Below are 10,023 nucleotides of genomic sequence, written 5' to 3' on the forward strand. Positions count from 1 at the left end.
TACTGAAAAGGATGATTGCGTTAAAAGCTTTGTGCTAAGAAACGCAATTATCCTAATAAATGTGAGTTTTAATTATCGTGTTGCTTTAAAAACACCTGTTGCCGTGTTGGAACCCGATGTTGCACTAAATGTACCGCCAGTTGCTTGAGCGGATGTTCCATAGAATTGACCATTGATTATGCTGGTGCTTGTACTATCTGTGATACTATTTACAGCCACATTAGCTATATTTGAGATGGAAAAGCTACCGCTTCCAACCGTACCAGAAGGGGTAATTTTCCATAATTCTGGTGTTGATTGGCTCGTTTGAAATTTAATGTAGCTAGTATTTTTAAGGGTGCCATTTCCTCCACCAAAATCAAAATTTAATTTGACATCATTATTTCTAGTAGGGTCAATGTTATAACTATTGGTTCCGTCACTGACTGAACCAATAACATGCCCATTGTAAGAGTAAGTAGTTGTATGATTTTTAGCAATCAATGTATTTATATGGCTATTTGCACTATCGGAATTAAGACCTGCAACCCAATAGTTAGCAGAGGCAAGAAGTTTACTGTCATCATTGAGATTAATGGCCCAATATCCCCATGAAACATAGTCATTGGCATAAGTGTTTTTTGTAATAATCCACCCTTGGTAGTTATCAAAATCTTTGATAGCAAATCTATTGAGCTTTTTGTAAGTCATGGTAGAAGCGTCGCTGGATTTGGCTAAATCTATCACCAACGAACCGATACGATCCAGTGTAATGTAGCTGTAGGTGTCACTAAGGCTATTAGTACCACTTTGGATTGAAAGCATAAAAGTATCGTTTATGCTAGAACGTGTTTCTCCATTGCTAGTATACGATGATGTGGCAAAACCGCTCAAATTAACGGTTCCTACATTACGAGAAGATGCTTGAAGGCGTGGGTTATTGAATGTTGGATAATAAAAATGGCTGCTAGCGGATAAAACTTCATTGACTGTATCGGCAACATCAGCATCTTCAATATCATTAATCTGTGTAGCGATATTGGCTGTTGCTAGCACTTGTTGATTGGTTTGCGTGACTTGTGCTGTGTTACTACTAACAATTTGATGTGCAAGTCCCGCATCTGTTGCTGTTGTCTGAATAGGCTGAGAAACAGAAACAGTTTGCGCTGTGTTACTACTAACAATTTGATGTGCAGGTCCCGCATCCGTTGCTGTTGCCTGAATAGGCTGAGAAACAGAAGCGGTTTGAGTAGAAACTTGCTCTGCTGAAAGTGGTGGCAGTGCATCTGATGACGGTGTATGTGTAGCAAGTGGAGCAGATGGCGCAGGTTGACTACTCATCAGTAATGCTGGAGTTAGTACAACTGCTGGTGTTGGTGCTTGGGTTTTTGATACGGTGGTTTGAAAACCAGCATTAACTGCTACGGTAGCTCCAGCATTACTGACGACAATGCGTCCACTACTACAGCCAATAATATCAGGCGCTTCGCCTTGACCGATTTGACCGACAACTGTTGTTCCACGAATACCAATCGTTGCAGTTTTAGTTTCAAGGTTAAAGTTTTCAGGAGCTTTTTTGCCAATTTGTCCTGTAATACTTTTAAATGTACCTTGGCTAAATTTGAATTTTGCTTTAGGATCTTGTGCGTCATTCAGATACTCTTTGATGTCTAAAACACTCTCACTACCCAGGGTAATGACGGTTTTATCTTCAAATGTCAATTGAATTTGGCTATTTGCACGTGTTGTAATAATATCGTGTTCTTCGAGTGTTGTTCCATTGGCAAGTGAAATTGTTTGATTATTGCGATTTGCAATGGCTTCTCCCTTCAAAAGAGAGACCTTTCCAATAGATGCCCATACCTGTGTCGCTAAGAAAAGACACATAAAAATACCTAAACGCCCCCATTTAGACATTGTTTTCTCCTGTATATTCAGTCTTTGAATCCATAACTCAAAACTGTTTGTTAGAACCGTAAAGTTTTTATGGTTGTCCAGCTTCAAAAAATAATTTAAAGCATAGACTCATGAGTGTTAGAAACTTTCTTAAAAAGTTACCAACTACAGATTATATTTTATCGGAACGTTAGCGATGAAACGGTCTACTTTTGTACGGTTCAGATGTGACTTTGATATGACTTAAGGGATAAAAAGCCAAAAAATGTTAAATATTTTAAATATTGATGCGTTTGAGAATAGTCTTAGCTCCCAATAAAGAGGTGTAAGAATAACTTTACATGTAAAGGTTAAACAGACACTTTTTAGGCAGTGCAGAGTATAATTTTTGGAAAAATAGTGGACATTAAGACTTACATGATTGCAAAACATATTAAAGAATTCTCAAAAAATGCCCATAGCTACGATGACTATACCTCCTTACAACAAGAAGTAGCGCGTTATTTAATCTCTCGCATTACAACGAAACCTACAAAAGTCTTGGATTTAGGGTGTGGAAGTGGTGCAGTCTTTAAAAATATCCCATGGAAAATAAGCCAATTTACGGGAGTGGACAATGCTCTTGGCATGTGTGAACTTCATCCTACATGTAAAGAGATTGAAATCATTTGTGAGGATTTTGAATCGCCTTTTTTACTCTCTCGCCTAAACCCACCGTACGATCTTTTGATCTCCTCTTCTGCTCTGCAGTGGGCAAATGACATTGAAGCTTTAGTTGCTCAAATGAGCTTTACATGTAAAGAGGGCGCATTTGCTATTTTTACCGATAAAACGTTTGAAACCATCTATACAATGAGTGATCGCATCACTTTTTTACCAAGCGCAACCACGTTGGTTCACATGTTTGAAAAATACTTTACATGTAACTATGAAATCAAAACATTTCGACTTTTTTTTGAGGACAACCTCTCCAAGTTCCGTTACATTAAAAGAAGCGGTGTAAGTGGCGGTGAAAAAAGTTTGAGTGTCGCACAAACTAAAGCATTAATTCAAAATTATCCATACGACTATCTTGAGTTTGAGGTGCTTTTTATTTGGGGTGTGTCAAATGAGTTTCAAAAGGTAAATAAAATATAACCAAACTTTATACATCCCCTTAAAATCACTACTCTAACCTTAAAAAAAATAATTGAATGTTTTTTGTTTTTTTTAACCAAAATGGCAAAAAAATGGCAAAAAAAGTTTATAAAAATTTACCTTTATAAGAAAAATGTCGGAAAATAACCAAAGTTTTACCACTTTATAAATCTCGTAAAATAGGGCATTTGCTCCATAATATTACGTTTTGGATACTTTTTTTTACCTTTTGTAAGTTCTTTCTAAGATTTAACCTTTACAATGGATATACAAAGACACACTTTTAGATGTGATTTGAAAGTGTGAACCTTAAAGGCAAAAGATTACAAGGAGACGCGATGAAAGTAGAGATCTCGAGAAGGAGATTTCTTCAAGGTAGTGTGGCGATGTCTATCGCTGGCGGAGTGAGCCTTAGTTCCTCTTCCATTATGGCGAGCGCTGCAACACCGGCCAAAAAAATTGGCAATGAAGATAAAAAAGTAGCAACACTCTGTGAAATGTGTGTTAATAAATGTGCAGCGATTGCGCATGTCCGCAATGGCGTCGTTGAAAAACTCGATCCAAACCCACTCTTTCCAAAATCACGTAATATGCTCTGCGCTCGTGGAAATTCAGGTATTCAAGCTCTTTATGATCCTGATCGCCTCAAATATCCGTTGATTCGCGATGGTGAAAAAGGAAGTGGTAAGTTTAAGCGTGTCAGTTGGGACGAAGCTTATGCATACATTAACGAAAAACTCACCAAAATCTTAGAAGAAGAGAAAGATAACCGTTCAACCGTAGCGTTTTGTGCAGGTGAGGGTATTGCAGAGCACACCTTCAAAAGTTTCTTCACGATGTTTGGATCTTCCCATTTTCTTAACCACGCAAGTCTCTGTTTAGCCACAACGGTTTCGGGGTATTCCCTCACGATTGGCGGTTATGGTCAAGCGGATTTGGACAATGCAAAATACGTCATTATGGCAGGAGCAAATCGCGCTGAAGCGATTGTCACTCCTGACACGATGGACTTTTTCAAACGTACCAATGGACGAGGTGCAAAACTGATTACGGTTGATCCTCGCTTTACCAATACAGCAGCTAAAAGTGATAAATGGCTTGCTATTAATGTTGGAACCGATTTAGCCTTTGTTTTAGCGCTCACCTATGTAGCGATCAAAGAAGAGCGATACAATAAAGCCTTTGTTGAAAATTACTTCAATGGTTTTGATGCCTATAAAGAGCATATTTTAAGTAACAATTATACCCCAGAGTGGGCAGAAAAAATCACTGGTATTAAAGCAGCCGATATTTATCAAGTATCTCGTGATTTTATGGCAAATGCTCCTCAGGCGATTTACTACCAAGGAAGACGTACGACGTGGTCTAAAAATGACTTCCAATTACGCCGTGCTCAAGCGATTTTTTCAGCTCTTGGTGGTGGTGTTGATGTTAAAGGTGGTATCTGCTTTGGTAAAACATTACCATTGATTGAGCATGACGCCGTTGCTCCTATGTATGCGCAAGCAAAACCTCGTATCGAAAAAGATGAAGCAGCGGTTGTGGGTGGTTCTGGCTCATGGGTAGCGTTTAGAAATATGGTTTTAGAAGGTCGCAGTCCTTATCCTGTTCGTGCCCTTTTTAACTACAAACACAATCCAATGCAAAATATGCCAAACAATAAAAAAACAGAAGAGTTCCTTAAAAAATTGGATCTTGTTGTTACAATCGACACGATGCCAAGTGATACGGTCATGTTAAGTGATGTTATCTTGCCTGAGTGTACGTATCTAGAGAGAACCGATCCAGTCGTTTCGTATGGTGGTATTGAGCCTTCCATCGCTCAACGTAATAAAGTCATTGACCCAATGTTTGAGAGTAAACCTGTTATGGACATCATGAGAGGGCTTAGTGCCAAACTTTCCAAACCACTTTTTGAAATCACTAAAAAATACGATGAAGATGTTCAAAGTGCCATTGAAGATGATGGTGAAGATAAAGTCTATGCAGACTTTGATTTAACAAAGCCATTTGCACACGATCAAGCAGAACTCAATGCGCACGCCGTTGAAAAATACGAAGGTGCAGCAGACATCCTGAAAGAAAAAGGTGTTTTCTACCCAAATATGAATGAATATTTCAAAAAAGTGGGTGTGAATGATTATGAGTACTATCCTGAAACGAAACGTGCTTATTCGGTGAGAAATAACAAGTTCGCGACACCATCAGGCAAAATAGAGTGTTCCGTTCCGGCTCTGGCTAAAAAAGGAATTGACGCTATGCCTGTATGGAAAAGTGAATATGAAATGGCAATTCCAGCAGGTAAATTTAGATTTATTACAGGACGTCATGCGCAATTTACTCAATCAGGAACATCTAATAACCGAATGCTTCTCAATCTTGTGCCACAAAACTACGCATGGATTAATAAACGCGTTGCCGAAAAGTTAGGCATTAAGTTTGGCGATAAACTCGAAGTCTCTAGCAAGGTAGGCAAAACAACGATCAAAGCGTATCCAACAGAGAAAATTGGACCTGATACACTCTTTTTTGTCCATGGTTTTGGCGTTTACTCAAAAGCACTTACGCTTGGATACAACAATGGCGGTAATGATGCAGCCATTATTGAAGATGGCATTGAGCCGATGCACGGGTCAACCTGTCTTCACGACACAATTGTAGAAATTAGAAAGGTTTAATCATGGCACGTTATGGAATGGCACTAAACTACAAAAATTGTATTAATTGTAGAGCATGTGAAAGTGCATGTAAAGAAGAAAATGGTGTTTTGCTTCTCAAAGATCATTATCGTATTTGGGTGGGTGTAAAAGAGGCGGAGGGACAATTCCCCAATATCTCTATCGCTTCACAAACCTATCATCCAAGTCAATGTCAGCATTGCGAGAATGCACCGTGTCAGCAAGTTTGCCCAACCAATGCAACCTATTACAGCAAAGATGGTATGGTTATGGTTGATCCTACTAAATGTATCTTATGTACGTATTGTATTAATGCATGTCCTTATGATGCGCGTTATGTGGATAATCGAACCAATACAGTCGATAAATGTACCTTCTGTTCAGATACGAGACTAGCGAATGGCGAAACAACCACAGCATGTCAAGCGACCTGCCCAACAAAAGTGAGGGTATTTGGTGATTTAGATGATCCAAACAGCGAGATTTCTGTATTGCTTGCTAACAAAGAGTATCGTCAAGTGAAAGAACACTTGGGTACGAAACCAAAACTATTTTATATCTTGTAGGAGTTTATGATGCAAACAATTTCTTTGAAAAAACTCTTTTATTTTGAAAAAACGCCTCTTAATCTGGGGATAGCAATTGTAACCGTAGCACTTCTTGCCGCTTTTATGGCAGGCGCGGTTGCCTATATCTTACATGGACACCATGTTTACAATGTAACAAGACAACATCCATGGGGTTTACTCATCGCAATGTATGTCTTCTTTGTTGTATCCAGCACAGGTCTTTGTATTATCTCCTCTATTGGACATGTTTTTGGAATTCCTGAGTTTCAGCAAATTGGTAAACGCGCTATTGCGGGTGCTATTATTACCATTAGTTCGGGTTTTGCGGTTATTGGCTTAGAGATTGGTCACCCAATGACAATGCTCATTTACAACGTCTTAACTCCTGGTCTTACCTCTGCTATTTGGTGGATGGGAACGTTGTATGGTCTTTATCTTACCTTTATCTGTTTAGAGTTTTTCTTTTTAGCGATTAAGGTCAATCACACGTTTTCTAAAATCTTTGGTATTTGTGGACTTTTAGTGGGTCTTGCGGCGCACTCTAACCTTGGAGCCGTTTTTGGATTTTTGATTTCACGTCCTTCAGCTAATGGTGTATTTTATCCTGTGTATTTTATTCTCTCCGCGATGATTACAGGATGTTACTTGGTTTTCTTAATGTATGGCTTTAGATACAAAATGAATTTTCCTGAAAAAGTAAGCGTTATGCTTGTCAAACTTTCAAAAATTTTAGGCATGCTTTTAGCCGTGCTTATTTTCTTTGAAGCGTGGAAAATTTTAACAGCGTTGTATGGAGATATGCCAGAGCGCGCAGCGACTATTTTACATGCCATTAAACATCCAAATTTTTGGTTTGGTGAGTTGATCTTAGGTATGTTAATTCCTTTCGCGATTATTTTAGTGAGCAATGCAAAAGCGATTAAAGCAACCATTTATGCCTCTATCACAGGCATGGTAGGTATTTTCTTTATGCGTTATGACTTAGTTCATGACACATTGCTTTATCCTATGACAACACTCAAACGTGCTGAATATCAAGTAGCGCCTTCATTTGTAGAGTACTTCCCATCCGCTGCAGAATTTGCAATAGGATTTGGTGGTATTGGTTTGGCTCTGTTTATGTATTATCTTGCCGATAAAGTCTTTAATCTTGATGAAACCGAAAGTGCTCATCATTAAACAATAGTTTTTAGATGCACAGTGGAAAAGATTTTTTCACTGTGCAGTACTTTTTGAAATCTTCGTTTCCCCTACATTTAATCGTCAAAAAATGACATGCTACTCTTAGTAAAAAATAGTTATCTTCTTAAATTTTTTTTGAATGTTTAATGCTTTTTAAGTAATAAAGTATAATAATTATTATGTTTTCTTTATATAATTATTAGGTTATAGCTTTGCTTGGTGTCACATTTGTGATCAATAACGTTTCAGTACTCAAAGAATATTTTATAATTGGGTCTGTTAATGTATAACTATAGAAAAAGGAGATGAGATGAAACTAAGAATAATTAGTTCAAGCATTGTTGTTGCAGTATTATTATTAAGTGGGTGTACAACACAACCAGAAGGAACTGCTACAACTGTAAAAGTGTTAAGTGAACCCTCTGCAAATGTGAAAGGTCTTATTGAAAAATTTAAGTTAGAAAACGTTGATTATGCTTATGTAAAGCAAGCTATTGGAAATGGTACAAGAGAAGGTGCAAAAGCGCTTTTAATTGATGCGCGCCCCAATCCAAAATATTTAGCCAGCACCATTCCTTCGAGTATCAATATACCTGATACGCAGATTGATAAATTTATCGGGCAGCTTGATAAAGTGGCAAAAGACAAAGAAATTATCGTCTTTTGTGGCGGATGGGACTGTGAAAAAAGTCCTATCGTTGCGGGTCATTTGAAAGAAAAAGGCTTCACAAATGTAAAACTTTACCAAGCGGGTGAGCCAGAATGGATCAGCAAAAACTATCCTGAGATAGGTTTGCCAGCTGCTCAAGCTATTTTCAAAAACAATAGCGCTGTATTTATGGACGCAAGACCTTATGCAAAATATATGGCAGGAACTATTCCAGGGGCACTGTACATGAGTGATGAAGAAGTCGATAAACTAAAAGGACGTTTGCCAGCTGATAAGGCAACACCAATCGTAAGCTTTTGCGAGGGTTATAGTTGTGCTAAATCACATAACTTAGCTAAAAAACTTCAAGAGTTTGGTTATCAAAAAATTAGCGTCTATGCCGGTGGCTACCCTGAGTGGAAAGAAGCTGGACAATTGACCACAGCGGGTGGAGCAAAAAAGGTAGAAGTCGCCACAACGCCTAAAAAAGATGTTTTTGTTGAAGGTGTCAAACTAGGTGAAGACGAAGGAAGTGTTGATGGTGAGTGGTATAAGGCGCTTATTGTTAGCGACAAAATCCCTGCAAATGTAGCCGTTGTCGATGTGAGAACGGCTGGAGAGTTTGCCAATGGTCACATTAAAGGGGCTATCAATATTGAAGCTGGCAAACTAAATGCCAAAGACTTAGCTGCTAAATTACCAAAAGGGAAGGTTGTTATTTTTAACTGTTCTGCCGGTGGACGTTCTATGGAAGCTTTTATGAAACTTAAAGATGCCAAAATTGATGTGAGTAAAATTCTCTATTTTGATGCCAATATCAAATGTGATAAAAGCGGTAAGTGTGATATCAAAGTAAATGAGCCATTAGGCTAGAATCTTTACATGTAAACCTAAAAAGGGGGTGGAGGAGTTAAATCCTCTCGCCCCTTTTTTTATGCTTGAACAAAAGCTTATTCGTCGCGTGATCCAAAAATACCAAGAATTTGAAGCAGTGAAATGAAAAGATTTAGAAAATCTAAATACAAGGCAATAGCACCTTCAATAGGCGTCTCATAAGCACCTTTAATGATGTTCTGTGTATCGTAAAGGATAAAAGCACTAAATAAGATAGAGCTAATACTAGCGATTGCCAATTGTAAGATTGGACTATGGAAAAAGATATTGATAATACCTGCAACCACAATAACGATAAGCGTAATAAACAACATTTTACCCATTGCAGAAAAATCTCTTTTGGTATTCATTGCAAATACCGAAAGTCCACCAAAAGCAACTGTCGTTAAAATAAACGCATTCGCAACAATACTAGCACCTCCTGGCATTCCTAATGTATGCGATAGCAAAGGTACCAGTGTTAATCCGCTTACAAAGGTAAAACCAAAAAGCAAAATCATATTGATTCCAGCTTTTCGTTTAAGCGCATAAAGTCCAAATAAAAAAACAAACTCTAAAATAACCAGTCCCAAGTACCAAGAAGAGATGGTTTTTGCCATACCAATTCCAACATAAGCGCCAGCACTTGCAGCAAGTAGTGAGGCTGCAAACAATTGATAGGTTTGTTTAATGAACAATCCTAGTGAGCTCTCGTTGACTCTTGCATGCTCATAGGTACTCTCTTGTGAGTTTTGTTGTATGTAATTTCTGTCATACAGTCCCATATTAATTCTCCTTTTAAATATATAAATCAAAACGCATTCTATCAAATTCAAAAGATGGAATGCAATTTTTAAGTTCCCTATTATATGGAAAGAGAGTAAACGAAAAATAAATCATTTTAAGAGAAACAAAAAAAGTATTCAAGCCCCTTTTGTATTTAACCTTATTTTAAGGTGTATGGATATATAATTTCGTCCTCGTTTGAGAGAACGGGGTTAAAGAGAAGCACCCAAAGTAGGGGATTTGCTTCAAGTTCATTACCATTTTAACAATGTCA

Annotated in this window: 7 protein-coding genes; 5 read left to right on the plus strand and 2 right to left on the minus strand. The window is 37.9% G+C overall.

All coding sequences use genetic code 11. The features are described from left to right. Positions 1-72: 72 nt before the first annotated feature. Complete coding sequence (locus N0B29_RS04415) at positions 73-1,896, minus strand: FecR domain-containing protein (RefSeq protein ID WP_263832462.1); 1,824 nt, start codon at positions 1,894-1,896, stop codon at positions 73-75. A gap of 378 nt (positions 1,897-2,274) precedes the next feature. On the opposite strand from N0B29_RS04415, the gene N0B29_RS04420 reads away from it, so the two are divergent. The 5 genes from N0B29_RS04420 (at position 2,275) to N0B29_RS04440 (ending at position 8,963) form a co-directional block, all read left to right on the plus strand. Next, positions 2,275-3,012: a methyltransferase domain-containing protein gene (locus N0B29_RS04420; RefSeq protein WP_263832463.1), complete on the plus strand. Its 738-nt coding sequence runs from the start codon at positions 2,275-2,277 to the stop codon at positions 3,010-3,012. A 338-nt stretch (positions 3,013-3,350) separates the two neighbouring features. After that, entirely contained in the window at positions 3,351-5,690 is a 2,340-nt protein-coding gene (locus N0B29_RS04425; RefSeq protein ID WP_263832464.1) for a molybdopterin-containing oxidoreductase family protein, read from the plus strand. Between the two features lie 2 nt (positions 5,691-5,692). After that, positions 5,693-6,256 carry a 4Fe-4S dicluster domain-containing protein gene (locus tag N0B29_RS04430; protein ID WP_263832465.1) on the plus strand — a complete coding sequence of 188 codons (564 nt, stop codon included), beginning with the start codon at positions 5,693-5,695 and terminating at the stop codon, positions 6,254-6,256. A gap of 9 nt (positions 6,257-6,265) precedes the next feature. Continuing rightward, complete coding sequence (gene nrfD, locus N0B29_RS04435) at positions 6,266-7,438, plus strand: NrfD/PsrC family molybdoenzyme membrane anchor subunit (protein WP_263832466.1); 1,173 nt, start codon at positions 6,266-6,268, stop codon at positions 7,436-7,438. Between the two features lie 313 nt (positions 7,439-7,751). Further along, positions 7,752-8,963, plus strand: coding sequence for a rhodanese-like domain-containing protein (locus N0B29_RS04440; protein WP_263832467.1), 1,212 nt, complete (start codon positions 7,752-7,754; stop codon positions 8,961-8,963). Positions 8,964-9,040: 77 nt separating this feature from the next. On the opposite strand, the gene N0B29_RS04445 is transcribed toward N0B29_RS04440, so the two are convergent. Beyond that, positions 9,041-9,748, minus strand: a complete 708-nt coding sequence (locus N0B29_RS04445; RefSeq protein WP_263832468.1) for a Bax inhibitor-1/YccA family protein — start codon at positions 9,746-9,748, stop codon at positions 9,041-9,043. Between the last annotated feature and the right edge of the window lie 275 nt (positions 9,749-10,023).

Source organism: Sulfurospirillum oryzae (assembly GCF_025770725.1).
Taxonomy (GTDB): domain Bacteria; phylum Campylobacterota; class Campylobacteria; order Campylobacterales; family Sulfurospirillaceae; genus Sulfurospirillum; species Sulfurospirillum oryzae.

Bases quoted from the DNA above. Each gene is read 5' to 3' on its own strand.
- N0B29_RS04415 (WP_263832462.1), bottom strand. From the start codon at position 1,896: ATGTCTAAATGGGGGCGTTTAGGTATTTTTATGTGTCTTTTCTTAGCG.
- N0B29_RS04425 (WP_263832464.1), top strand. From the start codon at position 3,351: ATGAAAGTAGAGATCTCGAGAAGGAGATTTCTTCAAGGTAGTGTGGCG.
- N0B29_RS04430 (WP_263832465.1), top strand. From the start codon at position 5,693: ATGGCACGTTATGGAATGGCACTAAACTACAAAAATTGTATTAATTGT.
- nrfD (WP_263832466.1), top strand. From the start codon at position 6,266: ATGCAAACAATTTCTTTGAAAAAACTCTTTTATTTTGAAAAAACGCCT.
- N0B29_RS04440 (WP_263832467.1), top strand. From the start codon at position 7,752: ATGAAACTAAGAATAATTAGTTCAAGCATTGTTGTTGCAGTATTATTA.
- N0B29_RS04445 (WP_263832468.1), bottom strand. From the start codon at position 9,748: ATGGGACTGTATGACAGAAATTACATACAACAAAACTCACAAGAGAGT.